This window comes from Paenibacillus sp. 2TAB26 (genome assembly GCF_052115145.1).
Lineage (GTDB): Bacteria > Bacillota > Bacilli > Paenibacillales > Paenibacillaceae > Pristimantibacillus.
Genome location: NZ_JBFRGC010000004.1, coordinates 313,954 through 338,585 on the forward strand (window position 1 = coordinate 313,954; position 24,632 = coordinate 338,585).

Annotated in this window: 24 protein-coding genes; 18 read left to right on the forward strand and 6 right to left on the reverse strand. The window is 43.9% G+C overall.

Translation table 11 applies throughout. The features are described from left to right. The 5 genes from AB4Z50_RS05960 to serC all read left to right on the forward strand — a co-directional run bounded on the left by AB4Z50_RS05960 (window position 1) and on the right by serC (window position 6,918). On the forward strand, window positions 1–1,524 hold the full coding sequence (locus tag AB4Z50_RS05960; protein WP_441876821.1) for a sensor histidine kinase: 1,524 nt from the start codon (window positions 1–3) through the stop codon (window positions 1,522–1,524). Between the two features lie 37 nt (window positions 1,525–1,561). Continuing rightward, on the forward strand, window positions 1,562–2,542 hold the full coding sequence (locus AB4Z50_RS05965; protein ID WP_339204386.1) for a 4-hydroxy-3-methylbut-2-enyl diphosphate reductase: 981 nt from the start codon (window positions 1,562–1,564) through the stop codon (window positions 2,540–2,542). 297 nt (window positions 2,543–2,839) lie between these two features. After that, window positions 2,840–3,901 carry a 3-deoxy-7-phosphoheptulonate synthase gene (gene aroF / locus AB4Z50_RS05970; protein WP_441876824.1) on the forward strand — a complete coding sequence of 354 codons (1,062 nt, stop codon included), beginning with the start codon at window positions 2,840–2,842 and terminating at the stop codon, window positions 3,899–3,901. A 289-nt stretch (window positions 3,902–4,190) separates the two neighbouring features. Next, complete coding sequence (gene glnA, locus AB4Z50_RS05975) at window positions 4,191–5,615, forward strand: type I glutamate--ammonia ligase (RefSeq protein WP_076267605.1); 1,425 nt, start codon at window positions 4,191–4,193, stop codon at window positions 5,613–5,615. 217 nt (window positions 5,616–5,832) lie between these two features. Continuing rightward, on the forward strand, window positions 5,833–6,918 hold the full coding sequence (gene serC / locus AB4Z50_RS05980; protein WP_441876829.1) for a 3-phosphoserine/phosphohydroxythreonine transaminase: 1,086 nt from the start codon (window positions 5,833–5,835) through the stop codon (window positions 6,916–6,918). A 99-nt stretch (window positions 6,919–7,017) separates the two neighbouring features. On the opposite strand, the gene AB4Z50_RS05985 is transcribed toward serC, so the two are convergent. Then, window positions 7,018–7,740: a response regulator transcription factor gene (locus AB4Z50_RS05985; RefSeq protein WP_076267607.1), complete on the reverse strand. Its 723-nt coding sequence runs from the start codon at window positions 7,738–7,740 to the stop codon at window positions 7,018–7,020. Between the two features lie 149 nt (window positions 7,741–7,889). Here AB4Z50_RS05985 and trmL point away from each other — a divergent pair, with 149 nt between their 5' ends. From trmL to AB4Z50_RS06000, 3 genes are all read left to right on the forward strand, one after another. Further along, window positions 7,890–8,354, forward strand: coding sequence for a tRNA (uridine(34)/cytosine(34)/5-carboxymethylaminomethyluridine(34)-2'-O)-methyltransferase TrmL (gene trmL / locus AB4Z50_RS05990; RefSeq protein WP_441876832.1), 465 nt, complete (start codon window positions 7,890–7,892; stop codon window positions 8,352–8,354). Window positions 8,355–8,530: 176 nt separating this feature from the next. Next, on the forward strand, window positions 8,531–8,779 hold the full coding sequence (locus tag AB4Z50_RS05995) for an AbrB/MazE/SpoVT family DNA-binding domain-containing protein (RefSeq protein WP_054023539.1): 249 nt from the start codon (window positions 8,531–8,533) through the stop codon (window positions 8,777–8,779). Between the two features lie 340 nt (window positions 8,780–9,119). After that, window positions 9,120–10,316 carry an aminotransferase-like domain-containing protein gene (locus AB4Z50_RS06000; RefSeq protein ID WP_441876835.1) on the forward strand — a complete coding sequence of 399 codons (1,197 nt, stop codon included), beginning with the start codon at window positions 9,120–9,122 and terminating at the stop codon, window positions 10,314–10,316. On the opposite strand, the gene AB4Z50_RS06005 is transcribed toward AB4Z50_RS06000, so the two are convergent. Continuing rightward, window positions 10,300–11,025, reverse strand: a complete 726-nt coding sequence (locus tag AB4Z50_RS06005) for a DUF2161 family putative PD-(D/E)XK-type phosphodiesterase (RefSeq protein WP_076267610.1) — start codon at window positions 11,023–11,025, stop codon at window positions 10,300–10,302. The genes AB4Z50_RS06000 and AB4Z50_RS06005 overlap by 17 nt on opposite strands. A gap of 242 nt (window positions 11,026–11,267) precedes the next feature. Here AB4Z50_RS06005 and AB4Z50_RS06010 point away from each other — a divergent pair, with 242 nt between their 5' ends. From AB4Z50_RS06010 to AB4Z50_RS06045, 8 genes are all read left to right on the forward strand, one after another. After that, window positions 11,268–13,163, forward strand: coding sequence for a PrkA family serine protein kinase (locus AB4Z50_RS06010; protein ID WP_339204377.1), 1,896 nt, complete (start codon window positions 11,268–11,270; stop codon window positions 13,161–13,163). A gap of 164 nt (window positions 13,164–13,327) precedes the next feature. Continuing rightward, window positions 13,328–14,335: a globin-coupled sensor protein gene (locus AB4Z50_RS06015; RefSeq protein WP_076267612.1), complete on the forward strand. Its 1,008-nt coding sequence runs from the start codon at window positions 13,328–13,330 to the stop codon at window positions 14,333–14,335. 224 nt (window positions 14,336–14,559) lie between these two features. Beyond that, window positions 14,560–16,017: a circularly permuted type 2 ATP-grasp protein gene (locus tag AB4Z50_RS06020; RefSeq protein WP_441876840.1), complete on the forward strand. Its 1,458-nt coding sequence runs from the start codon at window positions 14,560–14,562 to the stop codon at window positions 16,015–16,017. An 18-nt stretch (window positions 16,018–16,035) separates the two neighbouring features. Further along, complete coding sequence (locus AB4Z50_RS06025) at window positions 16,036–17,031, forward strand: alpha-E domain-containing protein (protein ID WP_441876843.1); 996 nt, start codon at window positions 16,036–16,038, stop codon at window positions 17,029–17,031. Continuing rightward, on the forward strand, window positions 17,028–17,918 hold the full coding sequence (locus tag AB4Z50_RS06030; protein ID WP_441876846.1) for a transglutaminase family protein: 891 nt from the start codon (window positions 17,028–17,030) through the stop codon (window positions 17,916–17,918). Before AB4Z50_RS06025 ends, AB4Z50_RS06030 begins: the two co-directional genes overlap by 4 nt. Before the next feature lie 226 nt (window positions 17,919–18,144). Next, window positions 18,145–19,005: a polysaccharide deacetylase family protein gene (locus AB4Z50_RS06035; protein ID WP_441876849.1), complete on the forward strand. Its 861-nt coding sequence runs from the start codon at window positions 18,145–18,147 to the stop codon at window positions 19,003–19,005. Between the two features lie 87 nt (window positions 19,006–19,092). Next, window positions 19,093–19,794 (forward strand): YhcN/YlaJ family sporulation lipoprotein, encoded by a 702-nt coding sequence (locus tag AB4Z50_RS06040; protein WP_441876852.1) that lies wholly within the window; start codon window positions 19,093–19,095, stop codon window positions 19,792–19,794. Window positions 19,795–19,877: 83 nt separating this feature from the next. Next, window positions 19,878–20,651, forward strand: coding sequence for a polysaccharide deacetylase family protein (locus AB4Z50_RS06045; RefSeq protein ID WP_256710856.1), 774 nt, complete (start codon window positions 19,878–19,880; stop codon window positions 20,649–20,651). A 58-nt stretch (window positions 20,652–20,709) separates the two neighbouring features. On the opposite strand, the gene AB4Z50_RS06050 is transcribed toward AB4Z50_RS06045, so the two are convergent. After that, entirely contained in the window at window positions 20,710–21,324 is a 615-nt protein-coding gene (locus AB4Z50_RS06050; RefSeq protein ID WP_441876856.1) for a superoxide dismutase, read from the reverse strand. 127 nt (window positions 21,325–21,451) lie between these two features. After that, window positions 21,452–21,814 (reverse strand): HesB/IscA family protein, encoded by a 363-nt coding sequence (locus tag AB4Z50_RS06055; RefSeq protein WP_441876859.1) that lies wholly within the window; start codon window positions 21,812–21,814, stop codon window positions 21,452–21,454. A gap of 235 nt (window positions 21,815–22,049) precedes the next feature. On the opposite strand from AB4Z50_RS06055, the gene AB4Z50_RS06060 reads away from it, so the two are divergent. Next, window positions 22,050–22,703: a helix-turn-helix transcriptional regulator gene (locus AB4Z50_RS06060; RefSeq protein WP_441876862.1), complete on the forward strand. Its 654-nt coding sequence runs from the start codon at window positions 22,050–22,052 to the stop codon at window positions 22,701–22,703. Window positions 22,704–22,742: 39 nt separating this feature from the next. Here AB4Z50_RS06060 and AB4Z50_RS06065 read toward each other — a convergent pair whose 3' ends face one another. Next, the gene (locus AB4Z50_RS06065; RefSeq protein ID WP_441876865.1) at window positions 22,743–23,741 is read right to left on the reverse strand and encodes an NAD(P)/FAD-dependent oxidoreductase; all 999 of its coding nucleotides are present in this window, start codon (window positions 23,739–23,741) and stop codon (window positions 22,743–22,745) included. Between the two features lie 203 nt (window positions 23,742–23,944). Between AB4Z50_RS06065 and AB4Z50_RS06070 the strand changes: the two genes are divergently transcribed. After that, complete coding sequence (locus AB4Z50_RS06070; protein WP_441876868.1) at window positions 23,945–24,484, forward strand: NADPH-dependent FMN reductase; 540 nt, start codon at window positions 23,945–23,947, stop codon at window positions 24,482–24,484. Between the two features lie 72 nt (window positions 24,485–24,556). On the opposite strand, the gene AB4Z50_RS06075 is transcribed toward AB4Z50_RS06070, so the two are convergent. Continuing rightward, window positions 24,557–24,632 (reverse strand): IS3 family transposase (locus tag AB4Z50_RS06075; RefSeq protein ID WP_441876892.1); only part of this gene is annotated, 76 nt, incomplete at its 5' end.

The window sequence follows — 24,632 nt, forward strand, 5'->3', positions numbered from 1 at the left end:
ATGTCCATTAGGCTCAGGCTCACGCTTTGGTATTCGGGTTTGCTTGCGGTAACACTTCTTGTTTTTGGCGTTTCCATTTATGTTTTTTTAAATTGGAATACCTATTCTGATTTAAAGGAGCAATTAAAGAAACAGGATCAAAAGCTTGTCGTTAGAGGTGGAACTACTTTTTGGGATCAATATGATTTGAATTTGGGACGAGAATCCCAAATTGAAGAGAAAGATATGTATATTCAAATCGTTAATTATATTGAAGGTGCAATTAGTCAGTCAAACAATTTAAATCAATTTGGAATTGTCCTCCCTTATGCTGAAGCATCGGATAAGCCTGAGCAGGGAGTAGTCGAAAAACGTGTGGAAATTAATAAGAAAAAGTACAATATGCTGATTCACCAACGTCCTATTTATACAAATGATGGAACTTTAGTTGGCCTTCTTCAGGTTGGTGCAATCCCTTACAATGAAGAAAAATTTATGCACAGTGTTCGTACGACGCTCATTTTCGCCTCTTTAATCGTTGTACTTATCGCCTTTACTATAGGCTTGTTAATTGCACGTCAGGCACTTCGTCCAATTGAACGTGTCATTCGTGCTACAGAGCAAATTGAAAATGGTGCTGATCTCAGTGTACGGATTCCTGTCATGGGGCCGAAGGACGAGATAGGAAGGCTTGTGAGTACGTTAAACGTGATGCTTGCGCGTTTGGAGATGGCATACAATGAGCTTGATGAAGCTTACAAGGCGCAGCGCAGGTTCGTATCTGACGCGTCTCATGAGCTTAGGACGCCTTTGACAACGATTCGAGGCAATATTGAGCTGCTCGAGCGGATGTGGACGCGAGTTCGAGAGACGAATAGAGATATCGATACGGGCGAGTGGTTGCCGCTGGATTCGGATCGATGGGATATGTCCAAAGAAGCGATGAGCGATATATCTGCTGAGGCGATTCGTATGAGTACGCTCGTTAATGATCTGCTTGCGCTTGCGAGAGCAGATGCGGGTTATACGATGGAGAAGACGCCGCTTGACCTGCTGCCGCTTACAGAGGAGGTTGTGCGCAGAGCACAGCTGCTCCCGCGTACAGCTGAATGGAAGCTTGGCGATCTATCGGCATTGGATGGGGTGCGCGTCAATGCCAATCACAATTATTTGCAGCAGCTGTTATTTATTTTCATTGAGAATGCATTCAAATATACGTCGGAGGGTACGGTTGAGCTGAGTGCGGTCAGAAGGGATTTACAAATCGGCTTCGTTATCCAAGATACAGGGATTGGGATGAATCCTGATGAAATCCCGCATATTTTCGATCGTTTCTATCGAGCGGACGAATCACGGGGAGTTACCGTCGGTACAGGTCTAGGATTATCCATTGCAAAATGGATTATTGATGAGCATAAAGGCTCTGTAGAAGTGCTCACCAGCGAAGGAAATGGAACGAAGTTTACGATTTGGCTTCCAATTAGCTTTTCTGACACGTCTCATTCGTCTATAATAGTAGCAACGGATGAAATGAAGGATTCATAGCTGTTACGCATATCCGGTCAGAAAGCAGGTGCAATAAATGGAAATCGTTAGAATATCACCGCGTGGTTATTGCTATGGCGTCGTCGACGCGATGGTACTGGCTTTGCAAACGGTCAAAAACTTGGAGCTGCCGCGACCTATTTATATATTAGGTATGATTGTCCATAATGCCCATGTTACAGAAGCATTCGAGCAGGAAGGTGTCATTACGCTTGATGGTGCCAACCGACTCGACATTTTGGATCAAATCGAACAAGGCACCGTTATCTTTACAGCGCATGGCGTCTCGCCAGAAGTGCGTCAGCGTGCTCGTGACAAGGGGCTTTCCGTTGTGGATGCAACATGCCCAGACGTTACGAGAACTCATGATCTCATTCGCGATAAATCGGCGGAAGGCTATCATATTATTTATATTGGCAAGAAGGGCCATCCTGAGCCCGAAGGAGCGATCGGCGTTGCGCCGGAGCAGGTTCACCTCATTGAAAAGGAAGAGGAAATTGCTGCGCTTAATGTGCCGGAAGGGCGCATTCTTATAACGAACCAAACGACGATGTCGCAATGGGATATTCGTCATGTGATTAGCAAGCTCCTTGAGCGTTATCCTACTGCAGAGGTTCATAATGAAATCTGCATGGCAACTCAGGTTCGTCAAGAGGCGGTGGCAGAGCAGGCAGGCGAAGCGCAGCTTACGATCGTAGTTGGCGATCCGCGAAGCAACAACTCGAACCGTCTAGCACAAGTATCCGAGGAAATAGCAGGAGTGAAAGCTTACCGCGTTTCCGATGTGTCAGAGATTGAACAGGAATGGCTGAAAGGCATCGATCGTGTCGCAGTTACGTCCGGTGCGTCTACGCCGACGCCGCTTACGAAAGAGGTCATTACTTATTTAGAGCAGTACGATCATAATAATCCGGAGACATGGGAAATCCGTCGTACGGTCAATATGAATAAGCTGCTGCCTAATGTTCGAGTGAAGTCGACCCCAGCGGCAACGGCAACCGCAGAGAAACCTGAATAAATAGCTAACATGAAGCAAGAGATGAGACTAGTGATTGATGCAGAAGAAGCATCATGAATGAGTCTCATCTCCTTTTTTTATTATGACGGGGTTGACGAAAATGAGTTTCTCTTGTATATTTACTTTAGCGGTTAAAAGCATAGAAGCTTAAAAGCTACGAAGCATAAAAGCCATAAAGTGGATATCCAATGATTATGAGAAATTGAGGCGCGCTTCGTGCGATGCCATGCATTTATTAAGCAAAAGTTTGTACATTTTTTTTGCCCAAATCCCACAATAAATTTAGGAGTGATCCCTATGATCGTTATCACGAATTCAAATATTGCAGAAGAACGCATTACAGAAATTGTTGCTCATATTGAAAGAGCAGGTGTTCAAGCGCATGTATCAAGAGGTACGGATCGCACGGTAATTGGAATTATTGGCAAAGCAGAACCTACGCTTGCTGAGCATTTGCGTCAAATGAAAGGTGTGGAAAACGTTATTAAAATTTCGAAATCATACAAGTTAGCAAGCCGTGACTTTCATCCGGATGATACAGTTATTGACATAAAAGGCGTGAAAATCGGCGGAAGCAATCTTGTTATAATGGGCGGACCTTGTGCTGTTGAAACACCGGAGCAAATCGACGAGATTGCTCGTTTAGTAAAAGCGGCTGGCGGACAGGTGCTGCGCGGAGGCGCCTTCAAGCCGCGCACAGGGCCTTACAGCTTCCAAGGCGTAGGCGTGGAAGGGCTTGTTATGATGGCGGAAGCGGGTAAGAAGCACGGCCTTCTGACGATTACAGAAGTCATGACGCCAGAATACGTGGATGTATGCGCAGAATATGCAGACATTCTTCAAGTAGGTACACGCAATATGCAAAACTTCGATTTGCTGCGCAAGCTTGGAACGATTCAAACGCCTGTACTGCTTAAACGTGGATTCAGCTCAACCTATGACGAGTTTTTGAATGCGGCGGAGTACATTTTGGCAGGCGGTAATCCTAATGTCATGTTGTGTGAGCGCGGAATCCGAACATTCGAAACTTATACGCGCAATACGCTTGATTTAACTGCAATTCCAGTGCTTCAATCTCTCAGCCATTTGCCAGTTATTTCTGACCCGAGCCATGGAACAGGCCGTCGTGAGCTGGTTGAGCCTATGTCGAAAGCTTCAGTAGCGGCTGGCGCGAACGGATTAATCGTTGAAATGCATACCGATCCAGATAACTCGATGACTGGCGATGGGGTACAATCCTTGTTCCCGGACCAATTCGCTAACTTATTGAAGGACCTAGAGAAGCTGGCACCGATCGTAGGCAAACAGTTTGATACGCCAAAAGCACCAGCAGAAGCTTTTGTAGAGTGGAAAATCTAACATAACATCAAACCAAACTTTGTCATCTTAGGATGGCAAAGTTTTTTTGTTTTTTGTGTAACCGTTCTCAAAAAGCCTTATAAATAAAAGGATCTCAGCTTTTTTTATTGAGGATTTGTGAACAAACGTACAAACTTGTAAGTATACCTAACATGAGTTCAAAAAATACCTTACATAGCTATTGACGGAGATTGAGGGCTAGTTTTATAATAACCACATGGATTTGGAGCAATAATTGAACAATACTTGTTCAACACTACGCTAATGTTCGGAAATGGAGGAAATTATAATGTCAGTTCAAAATGTTTTGGACAATATTAAAGAAAACAGCATTATGTTTGTAGATTTCCGCTTCGTGGATCTTCTAGGTAAGGCTCACCACATCACGCTTCCTGCTGCTGAGGTTGATGCTGATACTTTTGTAAACGGAGTAGCTTTTGATGGATCATCAATCCACGGTTTCCGCGGTATCGAAAATTCCGATATGGTTATGATGCCGGATACAGAATCCGTATTTATTGATCCTTTCACTGATCATCCTACACTGAACGTTATGTGTAATATTCATACACCTGAAGGCGATCGTTATGACCGTGACCCACGCAGCATCGCTCAAAAGGCTGAAGAGTATCTTCAAACTACGGGTATTGGTACGACAGCATTTTTTGCACCAGAACCTGAATTCTTTATTTTCGACGAAGTTCGCTATGAAAGCACAATGAACGCATCCTCATATGTTGTTGAATCCGAGGAAGCTGGCTGGAACACGAACCGTAAAGAAGAGGGCGGAAACCTTGGTTCGAAAATTCCGGTTAAAGGCGGCTATGTTCCTGTAGCTCCTATCGACTCCCAACAAGACATCCGCAGCGAAATGGTTCGCCTATTGCAGGAATCGGGCCTTCGCGTAGAACGTCATCACCATGAAGTTGCAACTGCTGGTCAAGCAGAAATCAACTTCCGTTTTGACACATTGACAAAAACAGCCGACAATCTTATGAAATTCAAATATATTATTCACAACACAGCTCGCCAATACGGCAAAACGGCTACTTTCATGCCGAAGCCACTATTCGGTGACAACGGTAGCGGTATGCACGTTCATGCTTCTATCTTCAACGGCGATACTCCTTTGTTCTATGACAAAGGCGCTTACGCTAACCTAAGCGAAATGGCTATGCACTACATCGGCGGCGTGCTTTACCACGCTCCGGCTTTGATCGCAATCACTAACCCAAGCACAAACTCATTCAAACGTCTTGTGCCTGGTTACGAAGCGCCGGTTAACCTTGTATTCTCAAAAGGCAACCGTTCTGCAGCCGTTCGTATTCCGATTGCAGCTGTAACACCTAAAGGCTGTCGTATTGAATTCCGTACGCCGGACAACACGGCTAACCCTTACCTTGCATTTGCAGCGATGCTGCTTGCAGGTTTGGACGGCATCAAGCGCAAGCTTGATCCAGTAGCTCTTGGTTACGGTCCTTTCGACAAAAACATCTACGAATTGCCAGAAGAAGAGAAAAAAGAAATCCGCAGCGTTCCTGGAACGCTTGACGAGGCGCTTAATGCCCTTGAAGCAGATTCCGATTTCTTGACTGAAGGCGGCGTATTCTCAAAAGACTTCATTGACAACTACGTTGCAGTAAAACGTCAAGAAGCTAAAGCTGTTGCAATCCGTATTCATCCGCATGAGTTCAGCCTTTACTACGATTGCTAATCAATGGTTCAAGAAATATAAGAAACGGGTCCCTCTGGGACCCGTTTTTTTATGGTTTGTAAAGATAAAATGAACGAAATCCGAATGTTTATTGACAGTATTGCGTCATACGTTCGACTTTTAATTTATTTAATATGCGGAATACACTTGATGCAGCCCTTCAAAATTGCTATCATATCCATATCATAAATAAAGAAACAGAGGTGGGTATCCGAAGATGACACGAGCATTTAATTTTAATGCAGGACCAGCCGCAATACCACTTGAGGTGCTGAAGCAAGCCCAGGAGCAGTTTGTTGATTATCAGGGCGCAGGGATGTCCATTATGGAAATGTCTCACCGCAGCAAAATGTATGAAGAAGTGAACAATCAATCGCAAGCCCTGCTTCGTGAATTGTTCGGAATTCCAGAAAACTATGAAGTTTTATTGCTGCAAGGCGGCGCGAGCACACAGTTTGCTATGCTTCCTCTGAATCTTCTGCAGCCTGGCAAGCCAGGCGCTTACGTCATGACAGGAGCTTGGGCTGACAAAGCGCTTAAAGAAGCGAAACTTGTCGGAGAAACGGTTATTGCCGCTTCGACTGAAGCTGACAAATTTATGCGTATGCCGACTTTGTCAGAAATTGAAGTTCCAAGCAATGCTTCCTATGTACATTTAACATCAAATGAAACGATCGGCGGAACGCAGTTCCAAGAATTCCCTGACACTGGTGATGTGCCACTAATTGCGGATATGTCCAGTGATATTTTGAGCAGACCGATTGATGTGAGCAAATTTGGCGTCATTTATGCCGGCGCACAAAAAAACCTAGGTCCATCAGGCGTTACCGTTGTCATCATTCGTAAGGGTCTTATCGAGAGCAGCAACAAAACGATTCCAACGATGTTCCGTTACAGCACGCATGCGAAGAGCGGCTCGTTGTACAATACACCGCCGTCTTTCTCAGTATATATGGTGAAGCTGGTTCTGGAGTGGATCAAGGCAAAAGGCGGAGTTTCTCAGCTTGAGCAGTACAACCGCGACAAAACGAAGCTGATCTATGACGCTATCGATCAAAGCAGCGGCTTCTACACGGGCTGTGCTCAGCCGCAAAGCCGTTCGCTTATGAATATTACTTTCCGTATTCAAACGGAGGAGCTTGAGGCTCTGTTCGTTAAGGAGTCGTTGAAAGAAGGTTTTGAAGGCTTGAAAGGTCATCGCGATGTTGGCGGTCTAAGAGCTTCAACATACAATGCGGTTCCGCTTGAGAGCTGCGAGGCGCTTGCACAATTCATGGCTGACTTCCAAAAACGGAACGGTTAATAAGTAGTTTTAATTTCACGCCTATAATTGCTAGAATAGAAACAGCCTGCTTCTAATATAGAAGCAGGCTGTTTTTTTGATATAGACGTTATAAGTTCATTAAGCTTGGGCAAGACTGCTCTCAGCAATATGAGGACCATTTAGTTTATAACCGACATTGCGGACGGTCATAATATATTCCGGTGTACGAGCGTTTTTCTCGATCTTGTCGCGCAGATGGCTAATATGAACGTCGACGATTCGTGTGTCACCGAGGAAATGGTAATCCCAAACGCCGTGAAGCAACTGCTGGCGGCTAAGCACTTTTCCTTTGTGGCGGCATAGGAACAATAGCAGTTCAAATTCCTTTGGCGTAAGCTCAACGGATTTGCCGTCTATGAATACTTCACGCTGTTCAACCTGAACCTTCAAGCGGCCAATGTTGAACGTTGTGTCATCTGCAGTGCCTGGAAGCGATTGAACTCTGCGGAAAATAGCTTGAATACGGGAAACAAGCTCCTGCGGGCTAAAAGGTTTAGTCATATAGTCATCGGCACCATTATCAAGACCAGCTATTTTATCGGTTACGTCTTGAAGTGCAGTCAGCATAACGATGGGTACAGCATTGCTTTGCTTGCGCAGCTCGCGGCAAACTTGGAGTCCATCCATTTTTGGCAGCATGAGATCTAGAACAATTAAGTCGGGACGGAAAGGCTTAAGCATTTCGAATACAGCTTCACCATCACCTACACAACGTACATCATAACCTGCCAGCTTTAAGTTAAATTCAATCAACATTGAAATAGATGGTTCGTCATCCACGATCAAAATTTTTTTTCGCATGATTCAGCTCTCCTCCATGTGTTTCCGCCTATTATGGTTCTATTATGAAGGTTGAAATTATGCTTGAGATTAACGGTACGTAAAGTGGGTGTAAAAATATTCGTCATTTTCGTGTATAATAGGCAAAATGAGAGGTGAGAAACAAAACTATGCCATTTCATATTGTTTTGGTAGAACCAGAAATTCCTGCAAATACAGGTAATATTTCTCGTACATGCGCTGCAACCGGCACTATTTTGCATTTAGTAAGACCACTTGGCTTCGATACGGACGATCGTACTTTGAAGAGGGCAGGACTCGATTATTGGCACTCGGTACATATCGAGTATCATGATTCCTTCGATGAGGTGCTCGCAAGTTATCCGCAAGGCCGATTCTTCTACGCAAGTACAAAAGCGAAGAAGACGTATTCACAGTTCGAGTATCAGGATGGCGATTTCTTTGTATTCGGGAAAGAAACAAAGGGCTTGCCACAGGAGCTTATAGATGCGAATATAGAAACTTGCATGAGATTGCCGATGACGGATAAGGTGCGATCACTTAATCTGTCCAATTCTGCAGCAATTATCGTGTATGAAGCGCTTAGACAAAATCATTTTCCAGGACTCGATTAAAAATGTTGATTTATTTCTCATTTTTTGGAATTTTTTTGCTCTAATAAAAAGAATTATTGCAGGATATTAAGAAATTATTAAATTAGGAAGGAAATACTGAAGTGCCATCGAAAGACTATAACGCAGAGGTTTCTCAAAAATAGCTTGCGAAACCAGACACAGAAGAGGTGAAAGTGATGAAACCAGCAGGTGTAGTAAGAAAAGTGGACCAACTCGGACGTATTGTACTTCCAAAATCATTACGTAAACGTTATTTGATGAACGAGGGCGATCCCGTTGAAATTTTCGTCCAAGGTGACCATATCATTTTGGAACGTTACCGTCCAAAGTGTGTTTTTTGCGGTTCAATGGTTGAAGTTCGTGATTTCAAGGATCGCTATGTTTGTGGTGTATGTATGGAAGAAATGGCAGTTCTGCAACGCTAATCAGCGTTTTTGCATGCTGTATAACGAAATGAAGCTTCCCGAGAAGAGTATTAATGCTCTTCGGGAAGCTTCATTTTTTTGTTGCGCTGGCTATAAGCGGATAAAGCAGGCTTATAGTCCTTTTGTTTTGTCGTCATTGTAAGAGCTGGTAAGCATCGCAATAATGAACAATGCAAACACAGTCATAACGATAATAAAGTTCATCTGTGGGACACCTCCAAGTATGCTGTTTTTATTATAACCAACGATGGCAAAAAAGAAAACTTTAAAAGTTGTGAACACATTGTTAACATAGAGAGTATAAGCATAGCAATATAGCTTGCGAGGAGGAACAATCAATATGAATTATCGTTTTTCATCTAGAGTATCAGAGCTTAAATCTTCAGCGGTCAGGGATATACTTAAGCTGACGCAAGGAAAGGAAATGATCTCATTTGCTGGAGGGCTTCCAGCTGAGGAGCTGTTCCCCGTACAAGCCGTGCGCGAAGCAGCAGACCGCGTATTTACTGCTGGAGCAAGCGCACTGCAGTATGGTTTGACAGCTGGGTATTTGCCATTGCGGGAGCAGCTTTGTGAGCGCATGGCAGTTAAGCAAATGCATGTTAATCCAGATCAGATGATTCTGACGACTGGATCGCAGCAGGCGATTGATTTGCTCGTTGGCGTACTTACAGAGCCTGGAGATGTAATCTTGGTAGAGAAGCCTACTTACTTGGCAAGCTTGCAAGTATTTGCTCTTCATGGTTTAAAGGTAGTGGCAGCGGAGAGTGATGAGCATGGAATCATTCCTGAGGATGCAGAACGTCTTATTCGCGAGCATCGTCCGAAGCTGCTTTATGCTGTACCGACATTCGGCAATCCAACGGGACGTGTATGGAGCGTTGAGCGAAGGAAGAAAATACTTGCTCTCTGCAAGCAAAATGAAATGCCAATTATTGAAGATGATCCTTATGGTGACATAAAATTTGATGAGAGAGAGCAATTCCCTACACTGTTCTCATTAGAAGGACAAGTAGAGGGCGGCGCGGTATTTTATACGAGTACGTTTTCTAAAACGGTAGCACCTGCTCTGCGGTCAGGTTGGGCTATCGGAGACAGCGAAGTCATCAACATGGTAGCCAAAGCTAAGCAAGCTGCCGATCTACACTCGAGTACGATCGATCAACAAATATTAAGTCAATTGCTTACAGGGTTTGATCTCGATGGTCATATCCGTCTTATTTCCAAGTCATACGGCGAGCGTATGCTTGAAATGCATGGTCTCCTAGAGCGACAGGCAATAGAAGGTGTCACTTGGGTAAAACCGAAAGGCGGCATGTTCCTATGGCTGGAGCTGCCTGACGGATTGGATGCAGAGGCGCTCCTGCGGTGTGCGGTTCAAAAAGGGGTTGCGTTTGTGCCGGGCAGCTCTTTCTATGCCGATCATCCACAGCGCAACACTGCAAGGTTGAATTACACGTATAATACAGGAGCGCGTACAGAACAAGGCGTATTGCGGTTTGTTGAAGCGATCGGCGAATTTACGGGGCGGAGCTAACCGTTGCTGACCATTCAGCGATAACATTGCTATATTCAGATAATGCAGCCGCGCCCTCAGGGCGCAGGCTGTATTTGCCGCGTTCAATGCGATCGAACCAGCCGTAATAATTGCTGCGCAGCGTTTCGCCGCTGCGTCTATAGCCTGTAATGGCTGCGACCTCACGCGGCGCTAGTGGTCCCGAGGTGTGAAGCGCATAAGCACAGCGCAGAGCCTTCTCGCGGTATGCTGTAACAAGCTTGCGGCCTGTGCTGCCGCCGACGTTATAGTCGCCGCTGCGCTCCTTAAACTCGGTCAGCAGCTGTGCTTGCTTCTTGCGCCTTACTCCGCGAAGCGGCGGATCGCCCGGCTGACATAACCAATCGATGACCGGCGGCTTTGTTTTATAGAAGGTGACGGTCATAAATCCGAGTCCAAGCATTCGGCACAGTTCAGTCAAATCGCCAAAGCGCTGGTTGTGCGCTCCGCTTTTCGTTCGATTGCGTTCTACCGCCAGCACGACATGGCTATTTAATCGAAGACGTTCAACCCCTTGCAAAAGCAAGGCGAGATTGAATGTTTTTTTCATTTCGACAATTATCGTATCGGCTCGCTCAGGATGAATAGCGACCAAATCGCAATGAAGGACCTCGCTTTTTACTGCATACCCAAGCTGCTCATAATACTTTTTTATAGGTTTGTAGAGCTCTTCTTCGCGTGCTACTGCCACGTTTGCTAACTCCTCTCCACGTTCATTTCCATTGATGCTTATGAATCATTATAGCAAAGGATTTTGCGCACTTGTCGTTTTTTGATGGATGAAGGACAAAAATAGTGTGCAATTATCTCCTCGAATAAGCATAGGAATGTAATACCTCAATAAAAGTTGGCACCACTCGATAGAGCGTCTAGAGACAAATCCCGGGCGTAGAATGATAAGTGGAATGCGGAAGCGATGGGAGGAGGCACGGTATGGACATTTTCAAGCGAATATCGGAGTATCAGGCTGAGAGCGAGAAACTTGCTTGGACAGGAACATTCAAGGATTACGTTGATTTGTTAAGGAAGGACCCGTCCCCGGCCATGACAGCACATTCTCGCGTTTATGAAATGATTGAATCTCATGGGGTGGAAGATGTTGGCGGCAACAAGCAGTATAAATTTTTCGATCAAGAGATTTTTGGGCTGGATCGTGCGGTAGAGAAGCTGGTTGAAGAATATTTCCATTCATCAGCTCGCAGGCTGGAGGTTCGCAAACGGATTCTATTGTTAATGGGTCCGGTCAGCGGAGGAAAGTCCACGATCGTTACGATGCTCAAAAAAGGTCTTGAGAAATTTTCCAGAACTGAGCGTGGAGCCGTTTATGCGATTAAAGGCTGCCCGATGCATGAGGATCCGCTTCATCTTATTCCCCATGAGCTTCGGCTTGATATTGAAAAAGAGCTCAGTGTTCGAATTGAAGGGAATCTATGCCCTTCATGCCAAATGAGGCTTACGACGGAATACAGCGGCGATATTGAAAACGTACTCGTTGAGCGGGTGTTTATTTCTGAGGATAACCGTGTTGGTATTGGCACATTCAGTCCATCCGATCCGAAGTCACAAGATATTGCCGATCTTACAGGAAGCATCGATTTCTCGACGATAACGGAGTATGGATCTGAATCCGATCCGCGCGCCTATCGTTTTGACGGAGAGCTTAATAAGGCAAATCGCGGATTGATGGAATTTCAAGAAATGCTCAAGTGTGATGAGAAGTTTTTATGGAACTTGCTCTCACTGACGCAGGAAGGCAACTTTAAAGCAGGCCGATTCGCTTTGATCAGCGCGGATGAGCTTATTATTGCTCATACGAATGAATCGGAGTACAAATCGTTCATAAGCAATAAGAAAAATGAGGCCTTGCACTCCAGGATGATCGTTATGCCGGTCCCTTACAATTTGCGAGTGTCCGACGAAGAAAAAATTTATAAGAAGCTAATCGCACAAAGCGATATGCGCCATATCCATATCGCACCGCATGCGCTGCGTGCTGCTGCCATCTTCTCCATCTTAACGAGGCTGAAGGAAACGAAGAAGCAAGGCATGGATCTTGTGAAGAAAATGCGGATGTACGACGGCGAGGAAGTAGAAGGGTTCAAGGAAGCAGATTTGAAGGAAATGCAAAACGAATACTTAGAGGAAGGCATGACAGGTATTGATCCGCGCTACGTCATTAACCGAATTTCCAGCGCGCTTATTAAGCAGGATACACAATGTATTAATGCGCTTGATGTTTTGCGTGCGCTTAAGGAAGGATTGGATCACCATCCATCCATTACGAAGGATGAGCGTGAACGCTACTTGAATTTTATCTCGGTGGCCCGCAAGGAATACGATCTGCTCGCGAAAAAAGAAATTCAGAAGGCATTCGTATATTCCTATGAAGAATCTGCCCGCACTTTATTTGAAAATTACTTGGATAACATTGAATCGTATTGCAACTGGGCAAAAATTAAAGATCCGCTGACAGGCGAAGAGATGGATCCGGATGAGCGCCTCATGCGTTCCATCGAGGAGCAAATTGGCGTCTCCGAAAATGCGAAAAAAGCGTTCCGCGAAGAGATTTTGATTCGAATCTCGTCTTATTCGCGGAAAGGGAAAAAGTTTGATTTTACAAGTCATGAGCGGTTGCGCGAAGCCGTTGAGAAGAAGCTGTTCGCTGATCTGAAGGATATTGTGAAAATAACGACGTCTACAAAAACACCGGATGAGAGTCAATTGAAGCGAATTAATGAAGTAACGAAACGTCTTATGGATGAGCATAGCTACTGCTCGGTATGTTCAAATGAATTGCTTCGTTATGTAGGAAGCTTGCTCAATCGATAAAAAATTGTCCTGAGTATTAGAGAAGCTGATAGACAATTGTCTATCGGCTTTTCTTTTCTTCATCAAGGTTTAAAAAGAATTTGAGATGATCATACTGTTTCTTGAATATTTTCCGATATAATAGGTAATAGTGGTCTACTATATACCGAAGGAGTCGGGCTATTTTGATTAATTTATCAGCAGAGCGCAAGAAGCAGATTGAATACACGGGCATTACGGAGCAGGATCTCAAAATTTTAGCGGAATGCAAGCCCATTTTTCAAAATATTGTCCATGAAGTGGTCGACCGGTTTTATGAAAGCATAGGCCAACAGCCGGAGCTTGTAGCTATTATTTCTAATGTAAGCACCATTGAGCGTTTGAAGGAAACGCAGATATGGTATTACATGTCGCTTACCGAGGGGGTAATCGACCAAGCTTACATTGATAACCGCATAAAAATAGGCGCTGTTCATTCCCGAATTGGATTGACGACGGACTGGTATTTGGGTACATATATGACTTATCTGGACATATCGACGAACGTACTGAAAAGAGTTCTTCCTGAACGCTGGAAGGATGTTGTGCATGCTTTGACGAAATTGTTCAATCTGGACTCGCAATTCGTGCTTGAAGCTTACAATCAGCATGAACAGAAAAAAATTCAAGAGCTGGCAGACAATCGTTCCATCATGCTGACGACTGTTACGAGTGCTGTGCAAGAGCTTGCTTCACTTATGTTTGAACTGGACGAGGGTGCACAATCGATTGCGGCAACTGCGATTTCGACTTCGCAATCTCAGGATAAGACGCATACACTATTAGGTGAGCTTCGTGAAGAGCTTGAAGGCATTAACGAAATGGGAACTTTGATTCGAGGCATATCGGATCAAACGCATTTGTTAGGTCTTAATGCTGCGATAGAAGCTGCGAGAGCTGGCGAGAATGGGAGAGGCTTCGAAGTTGTTGCGAATGAAGTGCGCAAGCTGGCCGCTTCATCAAGGAACGCACTTGAAGGGATACAGTCAAAGCTTGAGGAAATCGATAAGAAGCTATCCGCAGTGCGCCTTGAATCGGAGCAAACCTCGGTTGAGGCCCGTAATCAAGCAGCTCGATCCCAAGAACTGGCTTCATTCGTTAATATGGTTGATAAAGTTACAAAGGATTTGCAGCAATTAAACCAATCCGAATAGGTAATGCAGCTCAGAAAAAGCAGGAATTCTCTCATTTGAGGGTTCCTGCTTTCGTGTTATATAAGTTGACACAATATTTAGAATTTAGTATGATTATCCTAACATTCCGATACAAATATGTAATTAATGTTAAGTTTTTTAACGTGAAATCAACAAAATTGATCGATTTTCCCCCTAGCTAGTACCAAACTGGTATAGCGGCCATCATGAAGGAGGCGGTTGTCATGTCGACGGCCAAACAGTCGCAATCGCAATATTACGATGCTCAGACCTTTTACGATGAAATGTTCGATAAGGACTTTTCTGTTCGTGACCACTACGAAAGCGTTCATCGATTATTCGGAAGAATGAATCCAACTGAGCTTGCAGTCCGGCAAAACGCGATTAATCAAAGAATGATGGAGGAGGGCATTACCTTCACGCTGTACAGCGGTGCGCAAAATGAGCCGCTTGAGCGAACGATTCCGTTCGATTATATCCCTCGCGTCATACCGAAGCATGAATGGGATGGCGTTGACCGAGGAGTAAGGCAGCGAATCAAAGCTTTGAATGCATTCCTTCATGATGTATATCACGGACAAAAAATTGTAGCAGACGGTATCATTCCTCGTAGAATGATTGTTTCAAATACTTATTTTCGGCCTGAAATGGCTGGTCTACATGTTCCAGGCGGTGTATATATTACAGCATCGGGCATTGATTTGATTCGTGATGAGAAAGGCCGATATTATGTGCTGGAGGATAATTTGCGTTCTCCATCAGGCTTTTCTTATTTGTTTAAAGGCAGAACGTTAATGAATGAGCTATTTCATGATTTGTATTTATCAAGCTCAGTACAAAGTATTGACCGCAGCTTAAATTGTTTTCTAAGCTCACTTCGCGCGCTTTCTCCAAGCGGCAAACGCGACCCCTTGATCGTGCTGCTCACTCCTGGTGCTTATAATTCAGCTTATTATGAACATACCTTTTTGGCGCAGCAGATGGGCATTCACCTCGTTGAAGGCAGGGACCTCGTATACAAAGACCACAAAATTTATTTGCGTGATTTGCGCGGACTTCGTCAAGTGGATGTTATTTATCGACGCATTGATGATGATTTTCTTGATCCGCTTGCCTTTCAGCCGGATTCCTTCCTTGGTGTACCTGGACTCATGAACGCTTATCGTGCCGGAAATGTAGCAATCGCTAATGCGCCGGGAACAGGCGTGGCAGATGATAAAGCCGTTTACGCGTATGTTCCAGACATGATTCGTTACTATTTGGGAGAAGAGCCTCTTTTGCATAACGTTCCAACGTACATTTTAACGCGCAAGGAGGAACGTGATTATGTGCTGGAACACTTGGATCAGCTCGTCGTGAAGGAGACATCGCTTTCGGGGGGCTATGGCATGTTGATTGGTCCAAGCGCTTCCCTGCCCGAGATTCATGCTTTTGCTGAAGCTATTAAGCGGGAACCTGAGCGATATATCGCCCAGACGACGATGAAGCTCTCGCGAGCGCCGGTTATGGTGGATGGCGGCATGACGCCCCGGCATATTGATTTGCGCGCATTTGCTTTGATGGGTGAAGAGACTCATGTCATTCCGGGCGGTTTAACACGTGTTGCGATGAAGGAAGGTTCACTTGTGGTCAACTCTTCTCAGGGCGGCGGAGTCAAGGATACGTGGGTCCTAAAACGATAATTAACAGGAGGGATTGATATGCTGAACCGGAATGCAGAAGCGTTGTTTTGGATAGGCCGCTACATGGAGCGTGCTGAGAATCATGCTAGATTAATTGATGTTCATTACCACCTGCAGGTTGACGACGACACGCCAAGCCTAAAAGGAAAGCTGGAGGGCGACGAGATGGTGTCTTATTCGAAATGGGCAAGAATTGTAGATGCTCTTGGCAGCCGAGAGGCTTATGAGCAGCAATATAGCAGCTACAATGAACGTGATGTTCTGTTCTACACGACGCTTGATCGTGATAATCCGAACTCTTTGGTTTCCTGCGTCAGTCATGCTCGCGGCAATCTTCGTACATTGCGCGAGAAGTTGCCAAGTGAAATGTGGGATGCAACAAATGCTTTTTATTTGTGGCTGCGGGAGAAGCAGCCTGATGATTTGCTGCGTGAATCTCCACATTTGTTTTTCGGAAGAATCAAGGAATGGACGGCGCTATTTCAAGGGGTCAGCCAATCCGTCATGCCAAGGGAAAATGAATGGCATTTCATTGAATGCGGGCGATACTTGGAGCGCTCTGAGAATACGCTGCGCATCATCAAGGCAGTGGGCAACGCAGCTAGCGGCGAGGATTGGGACAATGCAAGGGCATATCCATATTTGCAGGCCGTACTGCGCTCGGTTAGCGGCTATCAAGCGTTTCGTCGTTATTATGCTGATGGCATCTCTGTGGAGTCGATCGTTGAATTTGTTGTTCTTAATGGTGTGTTTCCGCGGTCTCTTCATTTTGCACTGCATACCCTTGATGAACATATGCGGCATATTGAACTGCAGGATAAACAGCTTCGCACCGCACATGAGAAAGTAATCCGCCAAGTGAGCAAGGTGAAAGCGGATTTGGCGTGTCTTGAGCGAGAGGATATGGTCATTGATCGGAATGGAACGATCGTTGCTCATTTGCTTGATGCTTGTCAGCAGCTTGGGATGGCTTTTGCCAAAACCTTTTTTCGTATGGGGGAGGCAAGCGCATGAAGCTCAGTATTTCACATGTCACGCAGTACGAGTATGCAGAGTCAGTGACGGACAGTGTCAATGAAATTAGACTAACGCCCAGCACCAATGAAAGGCAGTCCTGTTACCAGCAAGCGATTTCGATTGAACCGAATGCCTCTTTGTTCACCTATGAGGACTATTTTGGCAACCGTGTTCATGCGTTCTCGGTTAATGGTCCCCATAAGCGGCTTACCATTCGAACATCTATGACCGTTGTTACGAAGCAGGCGCCAACGTCGGAGGAACGTGAACAATACTTAAGCAAGCGGCCGCCAGAGCAGGCATGGAACTGGTTAAGAACAGATGAAGCTGCCAACCGTTTCACCGAGTTTTTGCTTACGACCGAATATACAGCTGTTACGTCTGAGGTGGAGCAATTTGCTGGTGAAATTTTGAGCGCAAGCTCGAGCAGTCAAGCCAGCGTTCTCGATTGGCTAAGTGCGCTGTCTACAAAGATTAGGAGCGAGTTCATTTATGATCCTGAAGCGACAGATGTAAAGACGAAAACATCGGATATGTTTTTGAGCAAACGCGGCGTATGTCAGGATTTTGCGCATTTAATGATCGCAAGCTGCAGAGCTTTTGGCATTCCAGTCAGATACGTAAGCGGCTATCACTTTGTTGGTGATTTGCAGGGAGGAAGCGCTGATTTCGAGCAAGCTTCGCATGCTTGGGTTGAAGCGTTTGTACCCGGACTAGGCTGGTGCAGCTTTGATCCAACTAACGTTGATCCTGTTGGAGAGCGTTATGTAAAGCTTGGGCACGGACGGGATTATAAAGATATTGTGCCGGTTAAAGGTGTATATAGAGGCACGGGCGAGCAAATATTGCATGTATCTGTAGATGTAAGAAATGTTGAGGATTAAACGATGGAAAATCAAATGTAGAGGGAACAGTTAACCGCTTATGTAGAATGCGGATACTGTTCCTTTTTTGCGTGCAAAAAAAAACCATCCCTGCTTGGGAGGATTGGAAGCCTGTTATTTTAAGGAATGGAAGCTACTTTTACCATGTATGATTGCTGGTGCTTTGCAGACCTTATGACTATGACCCTTCAGAGGATATAGCAAAAATTTGAGAACAGCTGAGTTCATGAGAAAGGAGCAAATCGACAAAATGAACATCATTTTTCGAATGACCTTCATGCTGAGTCTGGTTTTTCTAATACTTATAAGTTCCTCCTCTGTTTCGGCAAAGAGCTCATCTGGTGTGTATAAGGATAAAGTCGCTGTTCTAATGTATCATCATGTTCACGATAAAGATTCAAGCTCTTCGACGATTTCATCGATGCTCTTTCGGGATCAGCTAATTTATTTAAGGAGCAAGGGCTACCAGTTCATTAGACTGGAGGACTTTCGTCATTTTTTGGCTGGCGGCGCCGTACCGAGCAATGCCGTATTGATCACATTTGATGACGGATATGAAAGTTTTTACAAAGTGGCTTATCCGATCCTAAAAGAATTATCCATTCCAGCAGTTAATTTTACGATTACAAGCTATTTAGAGAAGCCATCTAAGACGATACCGCATTTGTCTTACGCGCAATTAAAACAAATGATGGCCAAATCAACAAGTATCGATTTTCAATGCCATACCAATCAATTGCATCAGAAGGTTGGGGAGAAAAGTGCATTAACTTATGTAAATAAAAAAGCCGGCGGGAAAAATGCACTAGAGCTTCATAAGTCACGCGTTAAGCAGGACACTCAAACATGCGTGAATTTGCTGAAAAAAGCAGGAGTGAAAAATCCGGATTCGATCAGCTATCCTTTTGGCATCTATTCTAAGACTTTGTTTCCAACGATGCTGAGGGCAGGCGTTAGTTATGGCTATACAACAAAACCTGGTTTGGCCAAAAAAGGGATTAATAAACTGGAAATACCGCGCATTAATGCAGGCAGTCCCGATATTACGCCTGAAGTGCTATATAAACGAATAAAAAGGTTATCTTAAATGCCGTTGTTGCTTGAAATATTTTTTCCATGTATGAATGATCACATTTAGCACAACTTATTATCATTAAACAGGAGGTGTTATGTAGTGAAAAAACATTTAAAACCGGTTCTTACTTCAGTTATGGTGCTTGCTATTGGATTTTCGATATCGGCATGTGGTCAAAACCATACGGTGAACCAAAAATCAATGAGAGTTAAAAACGACATGAATCGTATTGAATCAAAAATGGTTCCTCACGGCACTAATATGACGGATAGAAGATATAACAATTTGGATAATAGAGCATATGGTGTCGATCCTTTAGTGAATAATAACAATTCATACAGCGCCAATCCTTATAGTGCTAATCGCACCTATGGTATTGACGGTGATGGAATGAATGGAACCAACAGTCTCAATGGCACAAATCGTATGAATGGCACCGATGGAACGGTACATCGCCTCGGAATGGATCATAATAAAAGCGCTGGTCAATTAGCTAACCGTGCTAAGCAAGTTAGCGGTGTGAAAAAAGCAACAGTCGTCATTCATAATAAAGATGCAATCGTAGGCCTAGATGTTGATAACATCGGCAAAAAAGCCATTATTGAGAAACAAGTGCATGCTGCCTTAAAAGGGCAATACCCTGAGTACAACATTCATGTGACATCCGATCAAGGTATGCATAAGAAAATACAAACGATGAACACGAGCATGACTAATGGTCATCCATTGAAGACGTTAGCGAATGACGTGACCATCATGATTCGCGATATTGGCAATGCAATAACCGCTCCTCTCCGTTAATAAGACTTGATATCGGCAGCTCCTTATGGAGCTGCCGAATCCATCTCGTCATACATATCGATAAGCCGCTAGGAGGAAAACCGTTGTCCATTAGTAAGCGTGGCCTGCTATTGCTGCTCATGTTCGTTTTTCTGGTAGGTTTCTCAGCACCAATTAAAAAGGACCGTTTTTTTTATGAGAAGCGGGGGGAAATTGTGTGGGAGGTTCCTACGGAGGATAAGAAAATTGCTTTAACCTTTGATGATGGGCCATATCCGAAAACAACGGAAGTTATTCTCGATTTGTTGCAGAAATACAATGCGAAAGCAACATTTTTTGTACTGGGCAACAAGGTGAAGCTTTACCCGGAAACAATTAAGCGAGAAATTGCAGAAGGACATGAGGTAGCCAATCATACGTTTAATCATGTTTACTTCTTGAAATCGATAAGCCAAGCGACTATTCGAGATGAGATTGTAAAAACTGAAAATGCGTTAGAAGCCTTGACGGGGAAAAAGCCGCTTTTATTTCGCCCGCCCGGAGGCTATTACAATGAAAATTCAATTCAGGTTGCGAAAACATTAGGTTACACAACGATTTTGTGGTCATGGCATCAAGACACAAATGATTGGCGAAGCCCTGGCGTGAACAAAATTGTAAACAAAGTTTTGAATAACGCAAGAAACGGAGACATTGTATTGCTGCATGATTACATTCCTGGTTCTCAGCAGACAGTCAAAGCCTTGGAGACAATACTGTACGAGCTGGATAAACGGGGTTTTCAATTCGTGACCGTAACGGAGTTAATGAAATCAATGACAAGCGTAGAATCAAAGGTTGACGACGGCAGTGACGGCAGCATTTTGGAGTCGCCATAAGCATGACAAAAGCTAGGTTGCCATGCAGCAGCCTAGCTTTTTATAATCCGTTGTCATCTTAATTGATAGCCGCTTCGTATCGTTCTGCTACAACATCCCACAACACGATATTCCAGAATGCCGAAATATAATCAGGGCGTTTGTTTTGGTAGTTCAGATAATAAGCATGCTCCCAAACATCAAGTCCTAAAATAGGAGTCAGATTATCCATAAGCGGACTATCTTGATTAGGCGTGCTCGAAACGAACAAATGGCCTTTATGATCTACGCTTAACCACGCCCACCCGCTGCCGAAACGAGTTGTAGCTGCTTTCGTAAACTGCTCCTTAAACGAGTCGAAGCCGCCTAATTCTTTATCGATAGCATCTGCCAAATGACCAGCAGGCAATCCTCCGCCACTCGGTCCAATCGATTCCCAAAATAAAGAGTGGTTGGCGTGTCCGCCTCCATTGTTCTGTACGGCTGTCCGAATATCTAAAGGGACGCTTTTTAAATCTTGAAGCAGCTCATTTAAGCTTTTTTGCTGAAGCTCAGGATAGTTCGCCAAAGCGGTGTTTAAGTTTGTTACATACGTATTATGATGGCGGTCATGATGAATCATCATCGTTTGCTCGTCGATATGCGGTTCCAAAGCATTGTTTGCATAAGGCAGTTCAGGTAATTGATGTGACATGGTTCATTCCTCCATAAGTTGATTTGGTAAGTTATACTTACAGCTTAATTGATATTTCATACTTAGTCAATATAAATGTATAATAAGTGTGATAAAAAAATGCCTCGTTCCGAATGGGAGGAGAGGGTTATTCATCGCATTTTTCGCGTTTGCCTTTGAAGGTCGCCGTACGAAAGCTAGCTCCGCAGCCGCAGGTTGCTTTAGCATTGGGATTATCAATCGTGAAGCCGCCAGTCATGCCTTGCTCCACATAATCAATTTTCACCCCCGCCAAATAAGGCTCGCTCTGAGTGTTCCACACCACGTTGATATGATCCGTTTGCAAGGAGCGGTCATCGTTTGTAATGGTATCATCCAATTTGATGTTATAGGATAATCCGCTGCAGCCGCCATCTTCAACACCTACTCGCAAAAACGTACGATCATTTCCTGAATCGATAACCATCTGATTAATAATGGACTCTGCTTTTTCGCTTATTTCTATCATCATGTATGCACCTCGCTTAGAATTGGAAAAAAGGATGGAGTTGAATTATTAAATTTATTATATATAATAGTATATAAAAGATCAAATCTAATTTTGATGATCCATTCCGATAAATGAAGATGAATAGCAGGATGAATTATTGCAGAGTGGAGACATTGATTTTAGAAAATGTTATTATTGCAGTATTCATTTCAGACATGAAATATTTCATATGACAATTATCGGAAGGTGATTAGGAATGACCAACATAGATCAAGGACAGCTTTCTACAAGAGAATATATTCTTCAACTGCTGAAGACGAAGGGTAATTTAAGTACAAAGGACCTTACGGAAGAGCTGGGAATTACGGTAATGGCCGTTAGACGTCATATTCAATCGCTGGAGAGGGATAATCTTATCTCATCGAAAACCATCAGACAAGCGATGGGCAGACCAACAGCGGTTTATTGTTTAACGGAGCAAGCAGACGGATTTTTCCCGCGCAAATATCATACCTTAACGCTTGAATTATTGGATGAGCTTACCGATCAGCTTGGCTCGTCGGCGGTAGAGTCGTTATTTGAAGGCCGCAAAAACAAAATGACTAAAAAATACGAATCGAGCATGCAAAGCAAAGAGCTTGAGGATAGAGTGAAGGCACTCGCAGAAATTCAGAACGAGAATGGATATATGGTGGAATGGGAAAAGATCAACAACGAACAATTTATTTTGAAAGAAAATAATTGCCCAATTGAGCAAGTAGCGACCAAATATCAGCATGCCTGCCAATGTGAATTGAAGCTGTTTGAAACGATGCTGGGCGATGTAGAGGTTTCGAGATCCGAGTGTCTTGCCAAAGGCGGACAAAGATGTACCTATTCCATAAAAAAGAGACAAAAACAAGAACAGTGAGGTAGCATTTATATCTCACTGTTCTTGTTTTTTCTGTGGTTAAAGCTTCAGATTACTGCTGTGGCCGGGCGAGAGTTTAGCGGTAGGGTCCAAATAAACCTTAGCGTTATTAATGGCAGTAGGAGCTTCTCCGAAACCAACTGCAATAAGCTTTATTTTGCCGGGATAGCTTGTAATGTCTCCAGCTGCAAAGATCCCTTTAATATTCGTTTCCATTCGAGTATCAACGACGATAGAGCCGTTCTCCACTTCTAATCCCCATTCCAAAATGGGACCAAGCGAGGAAACAAAACCAAAATTAACGATGAGCGCGTCGCATGCGAGTTCGCGTGTTTCTCCTGTTTTGCCAAACGTAATCGTTATTTTCTCGATCTGTTCATCCCCGTGCAGCTCTGTAATCTCCGCTGGTGTAATGACATTCACTTTCGATTTTAGAAGATTTTCGACGCTGTGCTCGTGAGCGCGGAACTTGTCCCGCCTATGAATGAGCGTAACCTCTTCAGCAATCGGTTCAAGCATAAGCGCCCAGTCGACCGCGGAATCGCCGCCTCCGTTAATGATCACCCTTTTGCCGCTATACTGATTCAAGTCACTTATAAAATACTGCAAGTTTGTGTTTTCGAAAGGTTTGGCTTCTGGAAGCTCTAATCGACGCGGCTCAAATGCGCCTATGCCGCCGGTAATAATGACAGTTTTACTATAGTGTATTCCTTTATCGGTTACGATTTCAAAATGATGCTCGTCCTTCTTAATTACTTGCTGAACCTTTTCTTCCAGGCAAACCTGCACAGGGAAATGATTCATTTGTTCTTGTAAATTATGAATAAGCTGCTGGGCTGTCACCTTAGGGAATCCAGCAACATCATATATATATTTCTCAGGGTATAGAGCGGCCAACTGCCCGCCGAGCTGAGGCATACTGTCCAAAATTTTCACGCTTGCATGCCGCATCCCAGCATAAAACGCAGCGAACATCCCTGTTGGACCGCCGCCAATAATCGTTATATCTGTAAATAGATCTGGTTGTTCATTGCTCACGAAAGGTTCTCTCCCTTTATATTTATATATAGTATATTAAAATATATAATAAATGTATCTTATCTGTTAGATCATGTCAACGCTGTGGATATGGTCATTGACAAAGAACAAATGACCTCAATATAATATACATTATAGTTTAAAAAGTGTCTAATCAAAAACGGAATAAAAAACAATATAAAATTTGCGGGAGCGTGAAAAGGATGAAATTGTTGGGCATTTCAGGTACTATTTTGGGATCAAAAACAGCTGCGGCTGTAGATGCGAGCTTAGACGTTGTCCGGAACAAATATCCGGATATTGAAGTGGATTTTCTGGATATGCGGCATTACAAAAACGTACAATTTTGCGATGGAAGCAATATATCCGACTACAATGAAGATACACAAAAGGTAATTGAGATGATAACAACTGCTGATTTCTATATTATCGGCACTCCGATTTTTCAGTCGTCGATTACCGGCGTATTAAAAAATCTATTTGATCTCGTTCCCGTTCCCAAAATATCTAACAAAGTAATGGGATTTATCGCAACTGGAGGAACCAGTCATCATTACCTCGTAGTTGAAAATCAACTGAAGCCGATAGCTGGTTATTTTAGAGCTTATGTAGCCCCGGGGCATGTTTATATTCATGATGAACATTTTGATGAGCAGCAGCAAATTGCAAATAAGGACATCATTGCGCGTATCGAGAAGTTAGCTGATGAAGTTGTATTTATGCAGACTAGGCTGAAAGGTTAAGCAAAGTATAAATAGGAAAGCACCCATCCTAGCGTGGTCAAGACCCCTATTTGTAGACATTGCAAAAAACACCTAGGCAGAAAGCTGACGTCTGTAAGCAACAGGCGTCAGTTTTTTTAGTTTTCTCTGCGGTCGCTCGTTATTATAG

What these genes read in the sequence shown, in the direction of transcription:
- AB4Z50_RS05985 (WP_076267607.1), bottom strand. Translation starts at nt 7,740, where the DNA reads ATGCGAAAAAAAATTTTGATCGTGGATGACGAACCATCTATTTCAATG.
- AB4Z50_RS06050 (WP_441876856.1), bottom strand. Translation starts at nt 21,324, where the DNA reads ATGTCACATCAATTACCTGAACTGCCTTATGCAAACAATGCTTTGGAA.
- AB4Z50_RS05960 (WP_441876821.1), top strand. Translation starts at nt 1, where the DNA reads ATGTCCATTAGGCTCAGGCTCACGCTTTGGTATTCGGGTTTGCTTGCG.
- AB4Z50_RS06030 (WP_441876846.1), top strand. Translation starts at nt 17,028, where the DNA reads ATGAAGCTCAGTATTTCACATGTCACGCAGTACGAGTATGCAGAGTCA.
- AB4Z50_RS05965 (WP_339204386.1), top strand. Translation starts at nt 1,562, where the DNA reads ATGGAAATCGTTAGAATATCACCGCGTGGTTATTGCTATGGCGTCGTC.
- AB4Z50_RS06025 (WP_441876843.1), top strand. Translation starts at nt 16,036, where the DNA reads ATGCTGAACCGGAATGCAGAAGCGTTGTTTTGGATAGGCCGCTACATG.
- aroF (WP_441876824.1), top strand. Translation starts at nt 2,840, where the DNA reads ATGATCGTTATCACGAATTCAAATATTGCAGAAGAACGCATTACAGAA.
- trmL (WP_441876832.1), top strand. Translation starts at nt 7,890, where the DNA reads ATGCCATTTCATATTGTTTTGGTAGAACCAGAAATTCCTGCAAATACA.
- AB4Z50_RS06060 (WP_441876862.1), top strand. Translation starts at nt 22,050, where the DNA reads ATGACCAACATAGATCAAGGACAGCTTTCTACAAGAGAATATATTCTT.
- AB4Z50_RS06055 (WP_441876859.1), bottom strand. Translation starts at nt 21,814, where the DNA reads ATGATGATAGAAATAAGCGAAAAAGCAGAGTCCATTATTAATCAGATG.
- AB4Z50_RS06000 (WP_441876835.1), top strand. Translation starts at nt 9,120, where the DNA reads ATGAATTATCGTTTTTCATCTAGAGTATCAGAGCTTAAATCTTCAGCG.
- glnA (WP_076267605.1), top strand. Translation starts at nt 4,191, where the DNA reads ATGTCAGTTCAAAATGTTTTGGACAATATTAAAGAAAACAGCATTATG.
- AB4Z50_RS06010 (WP_339204377.1), top strand. Translation starts at nt 11,268, where the DNA reads ATGGACATTTTCAAGCGAATATCGGAGTATCAGGCTGAGAGCGAGAAA.
- serC (WP_441876829.1), top strand. Translation starts at nt 5,833, where the DNA reads ATGACACGAGCATTTAATTTTAATGCAGGACCAGCCGCAATACCACTT.
- AB4Z50_RS06070 (WP_441876868.1), top strand. Translation starts at nt 23,945, where the DNA reads ATGAAATTGTTGGGCATTTCAGGTACTATTTTGGGATCAAAAACAGCT.
- AB4Z50_RS05995 (WP_054023539.1), top strand. Translation starts at nt 8,531, where the DNA reads ATGAAACCAGCAGGTGTAGTAAGAAAAGTGGACCAACTCGGACGTATT.
- AB4Z50_RS06020 (WP_441876840.1), top strand. Translation starts at nt 14,560, where the DNA reads ATGTCGACGGCCAAACAGTCGCAATCGCAATATTACGATGCTCAGACC.
- AB4Z50_RS06035 (WP_441876849.1), top strand. Translation starts at nt 18,145, where the DNA reads ATGAGAAAGGAGCAAATCGACAAAATGAACATCATTTTTCGAATGACC.